Raw genomic sequence first — 18,781 nt, 5'->3', positions numbered from 1 at the left:
CGTTCATTATCGCGCGCCGGCCCGGTGATCAGGCACGCTGCGCACCAGCGCGAGCGTCATGAAGGTGCTGAGCGGGTCCGGTGCGTACCGGCCGAAGGCCTCGCACTCGACGAAACCGGCCCTGGTGTACATCATGCGGGCTGGGGCGAAGAAATCGTCGGCTCCTGTCTCGAGCGACAGCCGACGGATGCCGCGGCTGCGCGCATCCTCGATCAGGAACGACAGCATCGTCCGCCCGATCCCTCTGCCGCGCAGCTGCGGATCGGTGCGCATCGACTTGAGCTCCTCGTGCCCATCGTCGACGGCCGCGAGCGCCCCCGTCGCGACCGGAGCGCCGTCCTCGACCGCCGCGAACAGGCGGACGCCGGGGACCAGCAGCCCCTCCAGCGGCAGGGCGTGCTGGCTCTCCGGCGGCGCGGTGCCGACCATGTCCGCGTGGTGGGCGGCGATGAAGTCGGCGAGAGCCGGCGTGGATGACTCGACGCGTTCGACGGTGATGCTCATGGCGACTCCGGAAGGATCTCGTGCCAGACGCCCCGCAGGTGCTCGCGGGAGTTCTGTTCGGCGGCATCGGCGTCCCCTCCGGCGATCTCCACCGCGACGCGGAGATGCTGCTCCAGGGTGCCGGGGGCCGGCGTGCTCGGGTGCATTCCGAGTCGGGTCCTCCCGGTGAGCACCTCGTGGACCGGCCGCTCCAGAGCGGCCAGCAACGGGTTCCCCGATGCCGTGAGGACGAGCGCGTGAAACCGCAGATCCGCTTCGAGGTACTCGGAGGTGTCGCCGAGCCCTCGGCGTCCGAGGTCGTCGAGCACCTCTGCGAGGCGCCTGATCTCGATGCGCTGCGCGTCGCTCGCGCGCCGGGCTGCCAGCGCAGCGGCCATCGGCTCGACGGCGACGCGCAGCTCCATGAGGGCCTCGAGATGCTGCTGCCGCTGCGGGCCGGCGAGCGTCCACTGGATGAGTTTCGGATCGAACTCGTCCCACCGCGCGCGCGGCTGGACGGTGATGCCGACACGGCGGCGGGATGCCAGCATCCCCATGCTCTCGAGGACCCGGACGGCCTCCCTGACGAGCGTGCGCGATGCGCCGTACTCCGACTCGAGCTGTGCGAGCGTCAGAATCTCACCGTCGGGGAGCTCACCGGCGACGATGCGTCGTCCGAGGTCGTCGATGACGTCGCCGTGCAGGTCTGCCGGCATCCTCGCTCCCTCCGTCGTGGGCGCTGGGCCCGTTCTGAGATTCCGGCACTGATACTACTATTGACTTCGCGCCCCCATAAGTAGTACTTTTGAGCCGCATTCATCCCCTTTCAACGGAGAAACCCCATGGAAGACTGGACCCAGACCCTCGGGACCGGCCCGCTGCTCGGCATCGCCGCGGCCGCCGTACTCCTCATCCTGTTCCTCGTCATCAAGGTCCGGCTGCACGCGTTCCTCGTGCTCATCGTCGTGTCCCTGCTGACGGCGATCGCCACCGGCCTGCCGATGGGCGTCCTCGTCAACGAAGTCCTCGTGGAGAGCTTCGGCGGCACGCTCGGCGCGGTTGCCCTGCTCATCGGTCTCGGCGCGATCATCGGCCGACTCATCGAGTCCAGTGGTGGTGCCAAGGTCATCGCCGAGAAGATGGTGTCGATCTTCGGCGAGAAGCGCGCCGCGTTCGCGCTCGGCATCACCTCGCTGATCCTCGGATTCCCGATCTTCTTCGACGCGGGACTCATCGTCATGCTGCCGATCATCTTCGCGGTCGCGCGACGCATCGGCGGCAAGAACCTGCTGCTGTTCGGCTTCAGCGGTGCGGCGGCGTTCTCCGTCATGCACGTGTTCCTCCCGCCGCACCCCGGTCCGGTCGCCGCGACAGAGCTCTTCGGAGCCGACCTCGGCGTCGTCCTGCTCCTCGGTCTCGTCATCGCATTCCCGACCTGGTACCTCTCCGGCTACCTCTGGGGCAAGTTCGTCAACAAGCGCTACCCGATGATCGTCCCCGCCCTGTTCGGCGAGAAGGACGACGACCAGCCGGTCAATCCGCCCAAGGTCGGCACCGTGGTCGCGATCCTCCTCCTGCCGATGGTGCTGATCTTCCTCAACACCGGCCTGAACGCGCTCGGCAGCGTCGGCGCCGTCGATCGCGACGACACGTGGGTGCAGGCGCTCATGCTGATCGGCACCTCGCCCGTCGCCCTGCTCATCACGGCGCTGGTCGCACTGCTCGTGCTCGGCAAGTTCCGCGGCGAGAACGGCAGCGCTCTGGAGAAGCTCGTCGAGGGCACACTCGGCAGCGTCGCCTCGGTGATCCTGATCACCGGCGCGGGCGGCATGTTCGGCGGCGTGCTCCGTGCGTCCGGCATCGGCGACGCGCTCTCGTCGAGCCTCGACGGACTCGGGATGCCGGTGATCTTCGCGGCGTATCTCATCGCCGTCGCACTCCGCGTGGCACAGGGGTCCGCGACGGTCGCGCTCGTCACGACCGCCGGTCTGCTGGCGCCCGCGGTCACCAGCGGAGGCTTCAGCGTTATCGACGTCGCGGCCATCACCCTCGCGGCCGCGGCCGGGTCGGTGTTCGCCAGTCACGTCAACGACTCGGGCTTCTGGCTCGTCGGTCGGCTCATGGGCATGGACGTCAAGACGACGCTGAAGACGTGGACGGTGCAGCAGGCGATCGAGTCGGTGGTCGGCTTCGTGTTCGTGCTCGCGGTCTACGCGATCTTCTGACGTGACGGCCGCACGCGACATGGACACCGCACGCGACATCGTCATCGGCGTCGACATGGGGACGACGGCGACCAAGGCCGTGGCGTACTCGGTCGCCGGGGAGCAGCTCGCATCGGCGTCGCAGGGGTATCCGCTGGAAGAGCCGCACCCCGGTCACGCCGTGCAGGATCCGGAGTTGATCCTCGGCGCCGTCTATCAGACGGTCCGCGAAGTCGTCGCCGAGATCGGCGCCGGGCGGATCGCCGGGCTGTCGTTCTCGGCCGCCATGCATTCGCTGATGGCGCTCGACGCTCAGCTGGAACCGATCACTCCGGTCGTGACGTGGGCGGACACGCGCGCATCCGCGCAGGCCGAGCGCATCCGGGCCTCCGCGAGCGGACTCGAACTGCACCGCCGCACAGGCACACCCGTGCATCCGATGTCTCCGCTGCCCAAGCTCGTGTGGTTCCGAGAGCAGGAGCCGCGCATCCGTCAGGAGGCGGCGATCTGGGCGAACGCGAAGGACTGGGTGCTGCTGCGCCTGTGCGGTGCTCTGGTGACCGATCATTCGCTGGGTTCGAGCTCGGGACTGATGGACATCCACCGACTGGCGTGGGATGAGGAAGCGCTGTCGCTCGCCGGCATCCGTGCCGAGCAGCTCCCGGAGCTGGTGCCGACCACCACCGTCCTGGACGGCCTCACGGAGGAGGGCTCGGCGGCGACCGGTCTGCCGCTGTCGACCAGGGTGGTCGTCGGTGCCGGCGACGGCCCGCTCGCCAATCTCGGCGTCGGCGCTGTGCGCCCCGGGGTCGCCGCATGCTCGATCGGTACGAGCGGCGCGCTGCGCGTCGCCGTGGATCGCCCGGTGGTCGATCCACGGGGTGGTGTGTTCTGCTACGCGCTCACGGAGGATCGCTGGGTCATCGGCGGCGCGATCAACAACGGCGGCGTCACTCTGGACTGGGTGCGCAACGAGATCGCGGACACCACCACTCCGATCGAGGAGCTGCTCGACCGCGCCGGCGAGGTTCCGGTCGGATCCGGCGGCCTGCTCATGCTGCCCTACCTGCTCAGCGAACGCGCACCGCACTGGAGCAGCATCGCCCGCGGCGCGTACATCGGTCTCACCCGCGCGCACACCCGCGAGCACATGGTCAGAGCCGCGGTCGAAGGCGTCGCTCTGCAGCTCGCTCTCGTCCTGCAGTCGATGCGGGCGGCCGGTCTCGAGATCGATGAGATCAGGGCGACGGGCGGTGTGATCAAGCATCCGCTCTGGCAGCAGACGATCGCCGATGCGTTCGGCGCCCCCATCGGACTCCTCGCCGAGCAGGAGGGGTCCGGGTTCGGAGCGGCCCTGCTCGGGATGCAAGCGCTCGGACTCATCGAGTCGATCGACGTGGCGGCCGGGCTGCAGCCCGTGGAGCACACGGTGCGACCCCGCCCGGCTGAGGCTGCGGTCTACCGCTCGCTGCTGCCGGTGTTCGATGAGATCTACGACGCGCTGCTGCCGACCTTCCACCGCCTGCGGCGGCTCTCGCCGTCGTTGCCGATGACGCACTGACAGTCGCCGCAGTGCGCTGTTCTGTCAGGTCGCACGCCGTCGGGCATGGCAGACTTGACGGGCGGCATCCGTCAGAGGATGCGGCGGTCCGCCGTGGTGTAATGGCAGCACGACAGCCTTTGGAGCTGTGAGGTCTAGGTTCGAATCCTGGCGGCGGAGCATGACGCAGAACACGCTCGCCATCGTCGTCCTCGCCGCTGGCCAAGGCACCAGGATGCGTTCGCGCCTGCCGAAGGTGCTCCACCCGGTCGCCGGACGCCCGCTCGTCGGACACGTGCTGACCACCGCGTCGCGGCTGGGAGCGGACCACATCGAGGTCGTGGTGCGGCACGAGCGCGATCAGGTCGTCGCCGCGCTGTCCGATGCCTACCCCGGCACCGTCTTCGTCGATCAGGACGACGTCCCCGGCACGGGGCGCGCGGTCGAGGTCGCCCTGGACGCCATCCCCGGCTTCGACGGCGATGTGCTGATCCTGTCGGGGGACTGCCCGCTCGCCGACGTCGACACGCTCACCGCGTTCGTGGCCGAGCACCGATCCACCGGTGCCGCAGCAACACTGATGACGGCCATCGTCGACGACCCGACGGGCTACGGGCGCGTCATCCGAGACGCCGCGGGTGATGTCGACCGCATCGTCGAGCAGAAGGACGCGACGGACGACGAGGCGGCGGTCCGTGAGATCAACGCGGGCATGTACGTGTTCCGCGCCGCAGCGCTTCGCGAATACCTGCCGACCGTCGGCGTCGACAACGCGCAGGGGGAGAAGTACCTCACGGACGTGCCGGGGCTCCTGCGCCTGGCCGGCGATCGCGTCGCAGCATCCGTCGTCTCCGACGTCACGGTGACCTTCGGCGTCAATGACCGCGCGCAGCTGGCGCTCGTCGGGCGCCTGCTCAATGAGCGCATCGTCCGACGGTGGCAGCTCGAAGGCGTCACGATCGTCGATCCGGCCACCACCTGGATCGACGACGATGCGAAGCTCGCCGCTGATGTCACGATCCTGCCGCACACCCAGATCCTCGGTGCCAGCGTCATCGCCGCCGGAGCGACGGTGGGCCCCGATACGACGCTCGTCGACTGCGAGATCGGCGAGGATGCCGTCGTCAAGCGCACCGACGCGAACCTGGCGGTCATCGGCGCCGGGGCGACGGTCGGCCCGTTCTCCTTCCTGCGGCCGGGCACGGTCCTCGGCGCGAACGGCAAGATCGGCGCCTACGTCGAGACCAAGAATGCTCGGATCGGCGAGGGCAGCAAGGTGCCGCACCTCTCGTACGTCGGCGATGCCACGATCGGCCGCGGCGTGAACCTCGGCGCCAGCACGATCACCGCGAACTACGACGACGTGAACAAGCACCGCACCGAGATCGAGGACGAGGTGCACACCGGGTCGCACACGGTGCTGGTGGCGCCCGTTAGGCTGGGAGCCGGAGCGAAGACCGGAGCCGGCGCCGTCGTCCGCAAGGACGTACCGGCGGGTGCCCTGGCCATGAGCGTCGCCCCTCAGCGCAACATCGAGGGGTGGGTCGAGAAGAACAGGGCAGGCACGGGCGCGGCTGAGGCCGCGTCCCGAGCACACGATGCGGCAGATAAGGCAGGCGATGGCGCGCAAGAAGAAGACCGTTGAACTGGATCGGGACAACGGCATCGCGCCGGGACTCGTCGCCAAGACGAAGAAGCGGCTCGTCGTCGCGGGCGGCCGCTCGCACCCGGAGCTGACGCGCGCGGTCGCCGAGGCGCTGGGAACCGAGCTCGCGCCGACCGAGCACCGCACGTTCGCGTCGGGTGAGATCTACTCGCGCTTCGAGGTGTCGATCCGCGGGTGCGACCTCTTCCTCGTGCAGACGTTCGGCGAGCCGGTGAACGAGTGGCTCATGGAGACGCTCATCATGATCGACGCCGCCAAGCGCGCGTCGGCCAAGCGCATCACCGTCGTCGCCCCGTACTACCCCTACTCCCGGCAGGACAAGAAGGGTCGCGGCCGCGAGCCGATCAGCGCCCGCCTGGTCGCTGATCTCTTCAAGACCGCCGGCGCCGACCGCGTCATGAGCGTCGACCTGCACGCCGCGCAGATCCAGGGCTTCTTCGACGGCCCGGTCGACCACCTGTTCGCCAAGCCCGTGCTGTTGGACTACTTCGAGCGCACGCTGACGCCCGAGGATCGCGAGATCCTCACGGTCGTATCCCCGGACATGGGTCGTGTGCGCGTCGCCGACACCTGGTCCGACAGCCTGGGCGCGCCGCTGGCGATCATCCACAAGCGCCGCGATCCGAGAGTCGCCAACCAGGTCTCCGTGCACGAGATCGTCGGAACCGTCGAGGGCCGCACCTGCCTGCTCGTGGACGACATGATCGACACCGGCGGCACGATCGTCAAGGCCGCGCAGGCGCTGAAGGCCAACGGTGCGCACCGGGTCATCGTCGCCGCGACCCACGCGATCTTCAGCGACCCGGCCAACGAGCGCCTCCAGGACTCCTCGATCGACGAGGTCGTGGTCACCGACACGATCCCGCTGACCGAATCGCGCCGCTGGGACAACCTCACGATCCTGCCGATCGCGCCGCTGCTGGCACGCGCGATCCGCGAGGTCTTCGAGGACGGCTCCGTCACGAGCATGTTCGGCGGCGACGCGTAGGCTCCATCGTCCCGTTCGTGTCCTGGAGGTCCGCCTCGGCGCGGCCGATCGTGACCGTCGTGCCGTCGACCTCGACGGAGTGCGCGCGGCGTGGCCCGAAACCACAGCCCAGCCATAGTCGGCGGCCATAGGCTCGCAGCAACCGACAGCTCCAGGAGGACAGCCATGATCCGCACGACCGTTCCCTCTTCCGCCCGCAAGGGCGCCGCCGTCGTCGGCGTCGCCGGACTTCTCGTGCTCGCCGGCTGTTCGGGCGCCGCGGATGCCGAGGGCGACGCGGATACGGAGACCACCGACTCGGGAAGCACGTCGGGGGAGTACACCGACGGCACGTACACCGCAGAGGGGTCGTATCAGACGCCGGAGACGGTCGAGACGATCTCGGTCACGCTCACGCTGGCCGACGGCGTCGTCACCGAGGTCGAGGTGACCGGCGACCCGCAGGCGCCGGAGACCGAGCAGTTCCAGGGGCAGTTCATCGACGGCATCGGTGAAGAGGTCGTCGGCGTCGCGATCGACGACATCGAGGTCAGCCGCGTCGCCGGGTCCTCGCTCACGAGCGGCGGATTCAACTCAGCAGTCGAGGACATCAGGGAACAGGCGGCGGCGTAGCGCGTGCCCCTCTGGCGATTCGACGCGATCGGCACCCGGTGGGAGATCGAGAGCGCCCGTGAGCTGACGGACGACGAGCGCGCGACCGTGAGCACCGTGATCGGGCGGTTCGATCGCGAGTGGTCGCGCTTCCGTCCCGATTCGGTCGTCAGTTCGCTGACGGAAGGGGGCTCTGCGCCGTTGCCGGCGGATGCCGAGGTCATGCTGGACGCCTATCGCGACCTGTCGGATGCCACCGGCGGCGCGGTCAATCCGCTCGTCGGCGCCAGTCTCGACGCGCTCGGATACGACGCGTCGATCTCGCTCATCGCATCGGGCGCGCAACCGGCGCCGTCCGACTGGTCGGCGGTCCTCGGCTGGAGCGAGCGGCTCACACTGGCCGCCCCGGCGATCATCGACGTCGGAGCACTCGGCAAGGGGCGGCTCGTCGACCTCGTGCAGCAGGCGCTCGCCGAGGTTCCGGGAGCACTCGTCGTCGACGCGTCCGGAGATCTCGCGGTCCGCGGCGGGGAGGTGCGGATCGGCCTGGAGCATCCCTTCGACGCGACGAGGGCGATCGGTGTCGCGACGATCCAGGATCAGGCACTGTGCGCGTCTGCGATCAACCGCCGGGCATGGGGAGACGGACTGCATCACGTGCTCGATGCGAGGACCGGTCTGCCCGTGCGCACCTGGGCTGCCACCTGGGCGATCGCCCAGGACGCCATGCACGCGGATGCCGCGGCCACCGCACTGTTCTTCGACGGCGGCACGCGGCTCGCCGCCGACTGGGGCGTCGAATGGGTGCGCATGAGCACCGACGGTCGGGCTCAGCTTTCGCCGGATTGTCCGGTGGAACTGTTCACCGCGGCATCCTGAACCGGAAGGGATACGGCAGAGTGAGTATCGTGACGACGTCCTTCACCGCATTCCGACAGCGGGTCCTGGCACGGCTGGGATCGCTGTCGATGTACCGCCTCGTGCTTGCGGCCCTCGCGACGCTGGCCCTGATCGCCCTGCTGCTGTCTGCGCTCGGCGTGATCGTGTCTCCGACCCCGTGGGAGATCCTGGTCGCCTTCGCCGTCCTGACAGCGGTGATCTCGGCGGTGGATGCCGTGGCGCAGCGCATTCTTCGGCTGCCGTGGCGTGTCGAATCGTCGCTCGTGACGGCCCTGATCCTTCTGTTCGTGCTGCGCCCAGGGACCGACGCGGCCGCCGTCTTCGGTCTGGCAGTGGCCGGAGCGCTGGCGAGTCTGTCGAAGTACATCATCGCCTGGCGGGGCCGGCACATCTTCAACCCCGCGGCGTTCGGTGCCGCCGTCGTCTCCATCGTCGGCTCCTTCGGCGCGCTCGAATGGCTGGGCACGTCGTCATCGTGGTGGATCGGGACGCCGTCGATGGCGCTGCCGGTCGCGGTGCTCGGCCTCGTCGTGCTGTGGCGCACCGAGAAGGTGCGCGTGGTGCTGGTGTTCGTGCTGATCGCGGTCGCGACGTCCGTCGTGCGCCAGTTCATCCAGGCGCAGCAGTTCGGAATCGCGGTCGATCTCGGCTCCGCGCTGTCGTTCGCGGTGCTGCAGACGCCGTTCCTGTTCCTCGGCGCGTTCATGCTCTCCGAACCTCTGACGCTTCCTCCGAGACGCTGGCAGCAGTTCTGGGTCGCCGGCGTCGTCGGAGCGCTCGCCGGCTGGCCCATCTCGGTCGCCGGGTTGTTCACACTCGGCCAGGAGCGCGCGCTGCTGATCGGCAACCTCCTGGCCTTCGCGTTCGCTCTGCGCGGCTCGGTGCGCCTGACCCTGCGCAGTCGCGAGTTCATCACCCCGACCGTGCAGGAGCTCACCTTCGAGGCGCGGGGGAAGCTGCGCTTCCTGGCCGGGCAGTACCTGGAACTCGACGTGCCGCATCGCCGTCCGGACGCCAGGGGCACCCGCCGGGAGTTCAGCATCGTCTCGGCGCCGGCCGACCTGCCCACGCTGCGCATCGCCTACAAGAACGGCGATCAGAAGCATCCTTCCAGTTACAAGCTCGCGCTCGCTGCGGCGGAGCCAGGGGCGACGCTCGCCGTGACGGGGACTTGGGGCGACTTCCTGCTGCCCCGAGGAGACGCGCCGGTGCTGATGGTGGCGGCCGGCATCGGGGTGACGCCGTTCGTCTCGCAGCTGCGTCAGCTGCAGCTCACCGGGCAGCGGCGGGACGTCGTCCTCGTGTACGTCGCATCGGATTCGACCGAGCTCGCCTTCCGCGATGAGCTCGCAGCCACGGGCGTCGACGTGATCGTCTTCACGCGCGACGAGCCGACCGACCTGCCTGCGCACTGGAGCTGGGCGCAGGGAGTCCGGCTGGATGCGGAGCACCTCGAAGGCGTGGTCGGCGACCTTTCCGTACGGCATGCGTTCATCTCTGGTCCGCCTCGGCTCATCGCCGACCTCGCACCGGCGCTGCACAAGGCGCGGTCACTGACGACCGACGCGTTCGCCGGGTACTGACCGTCAGCTGGTCGCGCGGGCGTCGGAGGACGCCGGGTTCGCCGGGATCCGGACGGTGAACGTCGTCGAACCCGGTGCACTGTCGACGATGATCTCGCCGTGATGGCCCTCGACGATCGCCTTCACGATCGCGAGCCCCAGGCCGGTGCCGCCGGTCTGACGCGCCCGCGAACTGTCGCCGCGGGCGAAACGTGCGAACAGCTCCTCGCGGACGGCGGGGTCGATTCCCGGCCCGTCGTCGTGGACGCGCAGGATGCCGTGGTCGCCCTCCTGCGCCACCGTCAGTGTGATCCTGGTTCCGGCCGGAGTGTGGGTACGGGCGTTCGCGAGGAGGTTGGTGACGACCTGGTGCAGGCGCCCGGTGTCGCCGACGACGATCACCGGCTCCTCCGGGACGTCGAGGTCCCACGCGTGGTCGGGGGCCGTGGGGCGTGCGTCGGCGACGCCCTCGACGGCGAGCTGCGTGAGATCGACCGTGCCGTACACGAGTTCGCGGCCTTCGTCGAGGCGCGCGAGCAGCAGCAGATCTTCGACCAGCCGTGTCATGCGCAACGACTGCGCCTGGATGCGCTCCAGCGCTGAGCCTGTGCTCTCCATGACGGCGGGCGTCGTAGCCGTTCCGGCCTGCTCCGCCTTGCCGAGCGCCTTGAGCGACAGCTCGGAGTACCCGCGGATCGAGGCGAGCGGAGTGCGCAGCTCGTGGCTCGCGTCCGCGACGAAGCGCCGCATGCGCTCCTCGTTCTGCTGGCGGGCGGACAGCGAGCTGTCGACGTGGTCGAGCAGCGTGTTCAGCGCGGCGCCGACGAGTCCGGTCTCGGTCCTCGGGTCTGCCTCTGCCGCCGGTACGCGCTCGGTGATCGAGACCTCACCGCGATCCAGCGGCTGGTTCGCGACGCGGGTCGCCGTGGCGGCGACCGCACGAAGCGGGCGCAGGCCGACGCGGATCGTGATCGCCGTCGTGAGCGCGAGGAGGATGAGACCGCCGAGCGTGGCCAGCGCGATGACGGTGAACAGGCGCGCGAGCGTGTTCTGGATCTCGTCGCGGGGGAGGCCGGTGACGACGGTGATGCCGTGCGGCGTCTGGGTGGCTGCGAGCCGATAGGAGCCCAGGTCGTCGATCGTCACGGTCGTCGGGCTGTTCTGGACGCCCTCGGCGACCTGCTGCAACTGAGCCTGGGTGAGTTGAGTGGTTCGGCCTTCCTCGATGATCACGCCGCTAGGGGTGATCGAGTCCTGGCCGCCGGCGATCGCGAACAGTACCCCGTCACCGGATGGCACGCCTTCGACCACCAGGTCAGCAGTCGGTTCCACACCGTAGAGCTCGGCCCTCTGGATCCGCGGGTCGGTCAGCGAGCTGAGCTGACCGAGGTTGGACAGCACCTTCTGATCGAGCTGGTTCTCGAGGGTCGTACCCAGCGTCGCGCTGGTGATGACCGCGACGATGATGAGGATGAGGGAGACGAACCCGATCACGGCCGCCATCAGCCGGGTCTGCAGGCTCAGGGGCGGCCGCGCCGGGCTCGTCGAGCTCACTGCGGAGCCTTGATCATGTAGCCGACGCCGCGGACGGTGTGCAGCAGCGGTGTGCGGCCGGCATCGATCTTCTTGCGCAGATACGAGATGTACAGCTCGACCACGGAGGACTTGCCGCCGAAGTCGTAGCTCCACACCCGATCGAGGATCTGGGCCTTGGACAGCACGCGGCGTTCGTTGCGCATCAGGTAGCGCAGCAGTTCGAACTCGGTCGCGGTGAGCTCGATCTCGTCGTCGCCGCGGGCGACTTCGTGGCTGTCCTCGTTGAGCGTGAGGTCGGCGACGCGCAGGATCGACTGGGAGTCGTCAGTGGTGGCGTGTCCGGTTCGGCGGATGATCGCGCGCAGGCGGGCGATGATCTCCTCCAGGCTGAAGGGCTTCGTGACGTAGTCGTCGCCGCCGGCGGTGAGGCCGGCGATGCGGTCACCCACGGCATCCTTCGCCGTCAGGAACAGGACGGGCACGAAGTTGCCCGACTCGCGCAGCCGCTTGAGGACGGCCATGCCGTCGAGGTCGGGCATCATGATGTCGAGTACGAGGGCATCCGGCTCGAAGTCACGGGCGACCTGCAGCGCCTCGAGACCGGACGACGCGGTCCGCACCTCCCAGCCCTCCATGCGCAGAGCCATCGCGAGGAGATCGGTGAGCATCTGCTCGTCGTCGACGGCGAGGATGCGAAGGGGGGAGCCGTCCGGGCGACGGAGTTCGGGCAGATCGGTGGTCATGACCCCATTCTGCGGAGTCTCCTATGAGATTTCTATGGAGAGCGTTATGGGCTGGCTGTGAATCGTGGCATGCCATCCGGCTATTCTTCGGAGAGGGCAACGAGAGGAACGTCGAGGGTGACGAAGCAGCAGCACGACGGCGGCGCGGCGCAGGAGATCATGAACGACGTCATCGAGAGGGTCGAGGCGTTCCCCGTGGCGCCCCGCTGGCTGTTCGTCCGCATCGAGACGACGGACGGTCTGGTGGGCTGGGGCGAGGCATCCCTCGAGGGGTACGCGGATGTCGTGCGCGCCGCTGTCGACCAGTTCGCCGACTACCTCCTCGGAAAGGATGCCGGTCTCATCGAGGAGCACTGGCAGGTGCTGTCCAAGGGGCAGTTCTACCGTGGCGGAGCCGTACTGGCGAGTGCGGTCGCCGGCGTCGACCAGGCGCTGTGGGATCTGAAGGGCAAGCGCCTGGGTGTGCCGGTGCACGACCTGCTCGGAGGCGCGGTGCGCGAGCGCATCCGGGCCTACGGCTGGGTGGGCGGTGACGATCCGTCGGAAGTGGCCGATCACATCGCCGCTCAGCTCGCCGTCGGTCTGACCGCAGTGAAGATGAACGCGTCGGGGCGTATGAGCCGCAACGGCTCGGTCGCCGAGCTCGACGGCGTCGTCTCGCGCGTCGCCAGCGCCCGTGAGGTGCTCGGCCCTGACCGGGATGTCGCGGTCGATCTCCACGGTCGCTTCACGCTGGCCACGGCGCGCCGGCTCGCACCGCTGCTGGAGCCGCTGCATCCGTTCTTCATCGAGGAGCCGGTGGTCCCCGAGAACTCGCACATGATCGGTCGCATGGTGGACGCCACGACGATCCCGATCGCCACGGGGGAGCGGCTGTACAGCCGGCAGGAGTTCCTGCCCGTGCTGCAGGCCGGGACAGCGATCCTGCAGCCGGATGTGTCGCATGCCGGCGGGATCTCGGAGGTGCGCCGGATCGCAGCGCTCGCCGAGACCTTCGATGCCGTCATCGCGCCGCACTGTCCGCTCGGACCTCTCGCACTGGCCGCGTGCCTGCAGGTCGGCTTCGCCACGCCGAACCATCTCATTCAGGAGCAGTCGATCGGCATCCACTACAACGCCGGCGCCGAGGTGCTCGACTACGTCGCCGACACCGAGCCACTCCGATTCGTGGATGGTCACTTCGAGCGGCTCACAGGGGCAGGGCTCGGGATCGAGATCGATGAGGGTGCCGTCAGGGATGCCGCGGCACGATGGGAGCGGTGGCAGAATCCGGTGTGGCGTCACCCTGACGGGTCCGTGGCGGAGTGGTGAGCACCGCGTGGTCCAGCGCATTGATCGCACGCCTCATGTTCATCTGAATCGCACGCCCGCATGTCCGTGGCCGGGTCTAGCGTTGTGGCATGACCGAATCCGTCATCATCCGCCCCACCACCGTTGAAGAAGTCGCCGCAGCCGTGCGACGCGCACACCACGAATCGCTCCCCGTCACCGTCGTCGCCGGCGGGCACGGTCCCTGGTCGCACGGCGCATACCCAGGGCTGCGCATCGAGCTCTCCGAGCTCTCCGGCATCACCATCGAAGGAACGGCCGTCCACGTCAGCGGCGGAGCCGTGTGGGGCGACGTCGCCGCAGCGATCGCCCCGCACGGCCTCGCCATCAGCTCAGGCGACACCGCGACCGTCGGCGTCGGCGGGCTGACTCTCGGCGGCGGCATCGGCTGGATGGTCCGCTCCTGGGGTCTCGCCGTCGACCAGCTCGTCGGCGCCCAGGTCGTCACGGCGACCGGTGAGGTCGTCGAGGCGTCCGCGACCGAGAACGCCGACCTGTTCTGGGCGCTGCGTGGCGGCGGGGGCAATTTCGGGATCGTCACCCGCTTCGATTTCGCTGCGCATCCGCTGGAGGGAATCGTCTACTCCGAGAGCGCTCTCGCCGCCGGCTCCGCTGCCGTCCTGCGTGCCACGAGCCAACTGATGCGCGACGCTCCTCGTGAGCTCACCGTCACCTTCATGGACGTCCCGCCGATGGACCCGAGCGCGCCGGCCGGAGCACGTCTCAGCGCCGTCTGGGCGGGCATCGAAGCGGATCGGCTTCGAGAAGTGCTGGCGCCGATCACCGAGATCGACGGCGTCTCCACCGAGATCACGACCCCGGCGTACCGCGACATCCTCATGGAGCCGCCGACGCCGCCCGAGGGTGAAGAACAGCTCCCGCCAGGGTTCATCGGCGGCAACGGCCTGTTCGCACACCTCGACGACGACCTCATCGATCGCCTGGTGGCGTTCCGTGTCGCGTATCCCGCATCCGTGGTGTTCCTGCGATCCCTCGGGGGAGCATTCGGAGACGTCGAACAGGAGTCGACCGCGTTCCCCTCTCGTGAGGCGACCTGGTTCGTGATGGCCGGAGCGTTCGACATCCCCGGCCTGGTCGACGACGATGCGCGCGCCTCGATCCTCGCCGACTGGGAGCAGATCGAGCGGGGCCGTCTCGCCGAGTACGGCAACTTCGCTCCGACGGAGCGGCCCGCAGCCGTGCCGGGGATGTTCACGAGCGCAGCGCACGCCCGTCTCGCCGAGGTGAAGCGGGTCTGGGATCCCGAGAACCTGTTCCGGCGCAATCACAACATCGCGCCGTGAATGCAGAAGGACCGGGAGCCCGCGGCTCCCGGTCCTTCTCACGTGCCTGAGGTGTCAGTGCGTGTCTTCGGCCTCGATCTCGGTGCGGTCTCCGGACCACAGTGTGTGGAACGTGCCTTCCTTGTCGATGCGCTTGTAGGTGTGCGCACCGAAGAAGTCGCGCTGGCCCTGGACGAGTGCGGCGGGGAGGCGATCGGCGCGAAGGCCGTCGTAGTACGACAGCGACGACGAGAACGCCGGAGCCGGGATGCCGGCCTGCGCTGCCGTCACGACGACGCGACGCCACGCAGCCTGTGCGCGCGTGAGCGCCTCGGAGAAGTACGGAGCGGTCATCAGCACCGGCAGCTCGGCGTCCACCGCGTACGCGTCGGCGATGCGGTTGAGGAACTGTGCGCGGATGATGCATCCGCCGCGCCAGATCTTCGACACGGCACCCAGGTCGATCGACCAGTCGTACTCGGCTGCACCGGCGCGGATCTCGTCGAAGCCCTGCGAATAAGCGACGATCTTCGACGCGTACAGCGCGAGACGGACGTCCTCGATGAACGCGGCCTGGTCCTGGACCGAGAACGACTCCTCAGGGCCGGGAAGGGCGCCGGCGACGGCGCGCTGCTCGGGGTGGCTCGAGAGCGAACGTGCGAAGGTGGCTTCCGCGATGCCCGAGACCGGAACGCCGAGCGAGAGTGCGGTCTGCACGGTCCACGCGCCGGTGCCCTTGGCGCCGGCCTGGTCGAGGATGACGTCGACGAGCGGCTTGCCGGTCTCGGCATCCACCTGACGCAGCACCTCGGCGGTGATCTCGATCAGGTATGACTCCAGCTCGCCCTTGTTCCACTCGGCGAAGATCTCGGCGATCTCGGCCGGGGTCTTGCCCGTGCCGCGGCGGATCAGGTCGTAGGCCTCGGCGATCAGCTGCATGTCGGCGTACTCGATGCCGTTGTGCACCATCTTGACGAAGTGGCCCGCACCGTCGTGACCGATGTGCGTGACGCAGGGCTCGCCCTCGGCGACCGCCGCGATGGACTTCAGGATCGGGCCGAGCGTCACCCAGGACTCGTCAGAGCCGCCGGGCATGATCGACGGGCCGAGCAGTGCGCCCTCCTCGCCGCCCGAGATGCCGGCGCCGACGAAGTTGATGCCGGTCTCGCGCACGGCCTTCTCGCGGCGGATGGTGTCGGGGAAGTAGGCGTTGCCGCCGTCGACGATGATGTCGCCCGGCTCGAACACCTCGACGAGTGCGTCGATCACGGCATCCGTCGGGCCGCCGGCCTTGACCATGATGATCGCGGTGCGCGGCTTCTGCAGCGAGTCCGCGAACTCCTGGTAGGTCTTCGCGGGGACGAAGCCCGCCTCGGGGTGGGCGTCGAGGACACCCTGCGTCTTCTCGTAGCTGCGGTTGAAGATCGCCACCGTGTTGCCCTCGCGGCTGGCGAGGTTGCGGGCGAGGTTCGAACCCATGACGGCGAGTCCGACGACTCCGATGTTTGCCTGACCGGCAGAGGACATTGATGCACCTTCCGTGAGGGGGACCGTCCGGGCGCTGGTGAGCGCAGATCCGGACGTCTTCAGATTACTCGGATGCGGTCGCGCACAACGCCCGCGTTACCGTGTGAGGCTCAGTCCTTGCGGTAGCCGGAGCGTCCCATCGAGAACAGGGCGCCGATCGTGAACACACCGGCGCAGACGGCCATGGCTCCGATGAGCCAGGCGATCGCGTGGGAGAGGAAGGCGCCGTCGAGCATTGCAGGACTCCAGGTTCGTGAGGGTTCAGGACGGAAAAGTCGAGTGTCTTCAGCCTACCGGTGCATCGGGTACGATTGAGAGGTTCCTCGGCGAGGGATGCTTCGTGTGCGCGGCATCCGTAATCGACGCGGCGAAGCTGTCCTCGTGGCTGATTTCCTCGCGTCTGTGCTCGAGAAGCCGAACTCAAGACCACCACGCGGCCTTCGCCGTGTGCCCCGAAGGAGAACCAATGTCTGACGACACCAAGGTCACCGCCGAGCTGCGCGACAGCTTCGGCAAGGGCTTCGCCCGCCGCCTGCGCGCTGCAGGAAAGATCCCCGCCGTGCTGTACGGCCACGGCACCGACCCGGTGCACGTCGCACTGCCCGGGCACCAGGTCGCGCTGATCATCCGCCGCGCCAACGCGCTGCTCGAGCTCGACATCGACGGCAAGAACCACCTCGCGCTGGTCAAGGACGTCCAGAAGGACCCCGTGCACCAGATCATCGAGCACATCGACCTCCTGGTCGTGAAGAAGGGCGAGAAGATCCAGGTCGACGTCCCGCTCGTCGTCACGGGCGAGTCGGCTGCCGGCACGATCGTCAACCTCGAGAACACGACGCTCGCCGTCGAGGCCGAGGCGACGCACATCCCGCAGCACTTCGAGGTCTCGGTCGAGGGCCTCGAAGAGGGCGCGCACGTCACCGCCGCCGACGTCAAGCTGCCCAAGGGCTCGACGCTTCTCGCGGACCCCGAGCTGCTCATCGTCGCGATCTCCGTCCCGGCTGCCGCTGAGGCCGCCGAGGAGAGCGAGACGGCGGCCGAGGCCACCGCTGAGGCTGCGGACGAGGCCGCTGCGGAGTAATCCTCCGCACTGCACCACTTCGACAGAGGGGACACGAGAGATCGTGTCCCCTCTGTCATATCCTGACGATGTCCGAGAGGAGGCCGACGTGGCGCACACGTGGCTGATCGTGGGACTGGGCAACCCCGGTCCCCGCTATGAGACCACGCGGCACAACATCGGCCAGATGGTCGTCGATGAGCTCGCGGCGCGCCGGAGCGAGACGTTCCGGGTGCACAAGGCCGGCGCCAGGGTCGTGGAGACCTGGCTCCGCCCCGGGGGCGACAAGCTGGTGCTGGCCAAGCCGAACACGTTCATGAACGTGTCCGGCACCCCGGTCGCGGCGCTCGCGCGCTTCTACTCGGTGCCGGCCGAGAGGGTCGTCGTCGTGCACGACGAACTGGACATCCCGTTCGATTCGATCAAGCTCAAGATCGGCGGCGGACACGGCGGGCACAACGGCGTCCGCGACGTCGCCAGCGCGCTGACGACGGCCGATTTCCCGCGTGTGCGCGTCGGGATCGGGCGTCCGCCGGGGCGTCAGGATGCCGCGGACTGGGTGCTCGCGCCCTTCGGCGGTGAGGAGCGCAAGACGCTTCCGATCCTGATCTCGGATGCCGCAGATGCCGTCGAGACGCTCGTCGCCGACGGTCTGCTCGCCGCGCAGCAGAAGCATCACGCCCCGCGCTGAGCCGGGTCGCGCTGAGCGACTAGGTCAGCTGGGCAGCCCCGACCGCCGCGCCGACGGTCAGTGCGATGAAGACGGCGGTGAAGAACACCACGGGACCCAGCACGGCGATGATGAGCCCTGCGATGCCCTGACCACGGCCGCGGCGCTTGACGATCGCGACGATGCCGAGCACGAACGCGGCGATACCCAGCACGGTTCCGGCCCAGAACGAGATCTCGGCCCACAGCACCTGGTCCCGTGCGGGGGCGAGAAACGCCAGCGAGTCCAGGTCGGCGGAGGTGACGTCGTCGACGGCGTTCGGGATGATGCTCCCGACGGCGAACGCGGCCGTGGCGCCGATGATCGGCATGACGATGGCCGCGGCGAGCGACAGGATCAGCGCCAGCACACCGGTGGTGCGAGCGGACGCCTCCGGCGCGGCGGGTGCCGAGTAGGGGCCGGCGGCGATCTGGTAGCCGCCGATCGGGGCCTGGTAGGCGCCGACCGGAGCCTGATACGCGGGCGCAGCGCCGCCCGGGGCCGGATAGCCTGGCGCCTGGTATCCGCCGGGCGCCGGGAAGCCGTTCGGAGCCTGGGGCGGGTTCGGGCCGGATGCCTGGGGCACGGGAGGAACAGGCGGGGGAGCGGGCGGGCGGAAGCCGTCGGGCTGCTGCGGGTCGGTCACGCCACCCATCCTAC

18 protein-coding genes and 1 tRNA gene are annotated in these 18,781 nt (G+C 68.9%); 12 read left to right on the top strand and 7 right to left on the bottom strand.

All coding sequences use genetic code 11. The features are described from left to right. Positions 1 to 6 precede the first annotated feature (6 nt). Both ACI7YT_RS13170 and ACI7YT_RS13165 read right to left on the bottom strand, forming a co-directional pair. A complete protein-coding gene (locus ACI7YT_RS13170; protein WP_406245985.1) occupies positions 7 to 504 on the bottom strand; it encodes a GNAT family N-acetyltransferase in 498 nt (165 codons plus the stop codon). Then, on the bottom strand, positions 501 to 1,199 hold the full coding sequence (locus tag ACI7YT_RS13165) for a FadR/GntR family transcriptional regulator (RefSeq protein ID WP_406245984.1): 699 nt from the start codon (positions 1,197 to 1,199) through the stop codon (positions 501 to 503). Before ACI7YT_RS13165 ends, ACI7YT_RS13170 begins: the two co-directional genes overlap by 4 nt. A gap of 126 nt (positions 1,200 to 1,325) precedes the next feature. Here ACI7YT_RS13165 and ACI7YT_RS13160 point away from each other — a divergent pair, with 126 nt between their 5' ends. The 8 genes from ACI7YT_RS13160 (at position 1,326) to ACI7YT_RS13125 (ending at position 9,955) form a co-directional block, all read left to right on the top strand. Further along, positions 1,326 to 2,708 (top strand): GntP family permease, encoded by a 1,383-nt coding sequence (locus ACI7YT_RS13160; RefSeq protein ID WP_406245983.1) that lies wholly within the window; start codon positions 1,326 to 1,328, stop codon positions 2,706 to 2,708. A 1-nt stretch (position 2,709) separates the two neighbouring features. Beyond that, complete coding sequence (locus ACI7YT_RS13155) at positions 2,710 to 4,248, top strand: gluconokinase (protein WP_406245982.1); 1,539 nt, start codon at positions 2,710 to 2,712, stop codon at positions 4,246 to 4,248. A gap of 87 nt (positions 4,249 to 4,335) precedes the next feature. Then, positions 4,336 to 4,407 (top strand) — tRNA-Gln (locus ACI7YT_RS13150). A 1-nt stretch (position 4,408) separates the two neighbouring features. Beyond that, a complete protein-coding gene (gene glmU / locus ACI7YT_RS13145; protein ID WP_406245981.1) occupies positions 4,409 to 5,872 on the top strand; it encodes a bifunctional UDP-N-acetylglucosamine diphosphorylase/glucosamine-1-phosphate N-acetyltransferase GlmU in 1,464 nt (487 codons plus the stop codon). Then, entirely contained in the window at positions 5,847 to 6,881 is a 1,035-nt protein-coding gene (locus ACI7YT_RS13140; protein WP_406245980.1) for a ribose-phosphate diphosphokinase, read from the top strand. Before glmU ends, ACI7YT_RS13140 begins: the two co-directional genes overlap by 26 nt. A gap of 165 nt (positions 6,882 to 7,046) precedes the next feature. After that, positions 7,047 to 7,493: a hypothetical protein gene (locus ACI7YT_RS13135; protein ID WP_406245979.1), complete on the top strand. Its 447-nt coding sequence runs from the start codon at positions 7,047 to 7,049 to the stop codon at positions 7,491 to 7,493. Between the two features lie 3 nt (positions 7,494 to 7,496). Beyond that, the gene (locus tag ACI7YT_RS13130) at positions 7,497 to 8,351 is read left to right on the top strand and encodes an FAD:protein FMN transferase (RefSeq protein ID WP_406245978.1); all 855 of its coding nucleotides are present in this window, start codon (positions 7,497 to 7,499) and stop codon (positions 8,349 to 8,351) included. A gap of 29 nt (positions 8,352 to 8,380) precedes the next feature. Next, positions 8,381 to 9,955, top strand: a complete 1,575-nt coding sequence (locus ACI7YT_RS13125; protein WP_406245977.1) for an FAD-dependent oxidoreductase — start codon at positions 8,381 to 8,383, stop codon at positions 9,953 to 9,955. A 3-nt stretch (positions 9,956 to 9,958) separates the two neighbouring features. Here ACI7YT_RS13125 and ACI7YT_RS13120 read toward each other — a convergent pair whose 3' ends face one another. After that, entirely contained in the window at positions 9,959 to 11,458 is a 1,500-nt protein-coding gene (locus ACI7YT_RS13120) for a sensor histidine kinase (protein ID WP_406250579.1), read from the bottom strand. A 26-nt stretch (positions 11,459 to 11,484) separates the two neighbouring features. Then, the gene (locus ACI7YT_RS13115) at positions 11,485 to 12,213 is read right to left on the bottom strand and encodes a response regulator transcription factor (protein WP_406245976.1); all 729 of its coding nucleotides are present in this window, start codon (positions 12,211 to 12,213) and stop codon (positions 11,485 to 11,487) included. 159 nt (positions 12,214 to 12,372) lie between these two features. Here ACI7YT_RS13115 and dgoD point away from each other — a divergent pair, with 159 nt between their 5' ends. Continuing rightward, complete coding sequence (dgoD, locus tag ACI7YT_RS13110) at positions 12,373 to 13,524, top strand: galactonate dehydratase (RefSeq protein WP_406250578.1); 1,152 nt, start codon at positions 12,373 to 12,375, stop codon at positions 13,522 to 13,524. 89 nt (positions 13,525 to 13,613) lie between these two features. Next, the gene (locus tag ACI7YT_RS13105) at positions 13,614 to 14,846 is read left to right on the top strand and encodes an FAD-binding oxidoreductase (protein WP_406245975.1); all 1,233 of its coding nucleotides are present in this window, start codon (positions 13,614 to 13,616) and stop codon (positions 14,844 to 14,846) included. A 54-nt stretch (positions 14,847 to 14,900) separates the two neighbouring features. Here the strand turns inward: ACI7YT_RS13105 and gndA are convergent, their stop codons facing one another. After that, positions 14,901 to 16,352 (bottom strand): NADP-dependent phosphogluconate dehydrogenase, encoded by a 1,452-nt coding sequence (gene gndA / locus ACI7YT_RS13100; protein WP_406245974.1) that lies wholly within the window; start codon positions 16,350 to 16,352, stop codon positions 14,901 to 14,903. 110 nt (positions 16,353 to 16,462) lie between these two features. Then, positions 16,463 to 16,588 (bottom strand): hypothetical protein, encoded by a 126-nt coding sequence (locus ACI7YT_RS13095; RefSeq protein ID WP_406245973.1) that lies wholly within the window; start codon positions 16,586 to 16,588, stop codon positions 16,463 to 16,465. Positions 16,589 to 16,818: 230 nt separating this feature from the next. On the opposite strand from ACI7YT_RS13095, the gene ACI7YT_RS13090 reads away from it, so the two are divergent. Together ACI7YT_RS13090 and pth are read left to right on the top strand one after the other, a co-directional pair. Continuing rightward, positions 16,819 to 17,433, top strand: a complete 615-nt coding sequence (locus ACI7YT_RS13090; RefSeq protein WP_406245972.1) for a 50S ribosomal protein L25/general stress protein Ctc — start codon at positions 16,819 to 16,821, stop codon at positions 17,431 to 17,433. Positions 17,434 to 17,521: 88 nt separating this feature from the next. Then, positions 17,522 to 18,103, top strand: a complete 582-nt coding sequence (gene pth, locus ACI7YT_RS13085; protein WP_406245971.1) for an aminoacyl-tRNA hydrolase — start codon at positions 17,522 to 17,524, stop codon at positions 18,101 to 18,103. 19 nt (positions 18,104 to 18,122) lie between these two features. Here pth and ACI7YT_RS13080 read toward each other — a convergent pair whose 3' ends face one another. Next, positions 18,123 to 18,767, bottom strand: a complete 645-nt coding sequence (locus ACI7YT_RS13080) for a hypothetical protein (RefSeq protein ID WP_406245970.1) — start codon at positions 18,765 to 18,767, stop codon at positions 18,123 to 18,125. Positions 18,768 to 18,781: the final 14 nt, after the last annotated feature.

The sequence above is a fragment of the Microbacterium sp. M genome (genome assembly GCF_045181065.1).
Taxonomy (GTDB): Bacteria; Actinomycetota; Actinomycetes; order Actinomycetales; family Microbacteriaceae; genus Microbacterium.
Note: the sequence above shows the minus strand (reverse complement) of the source record. Positions and strands in the feature narration are given on the sequence as shown.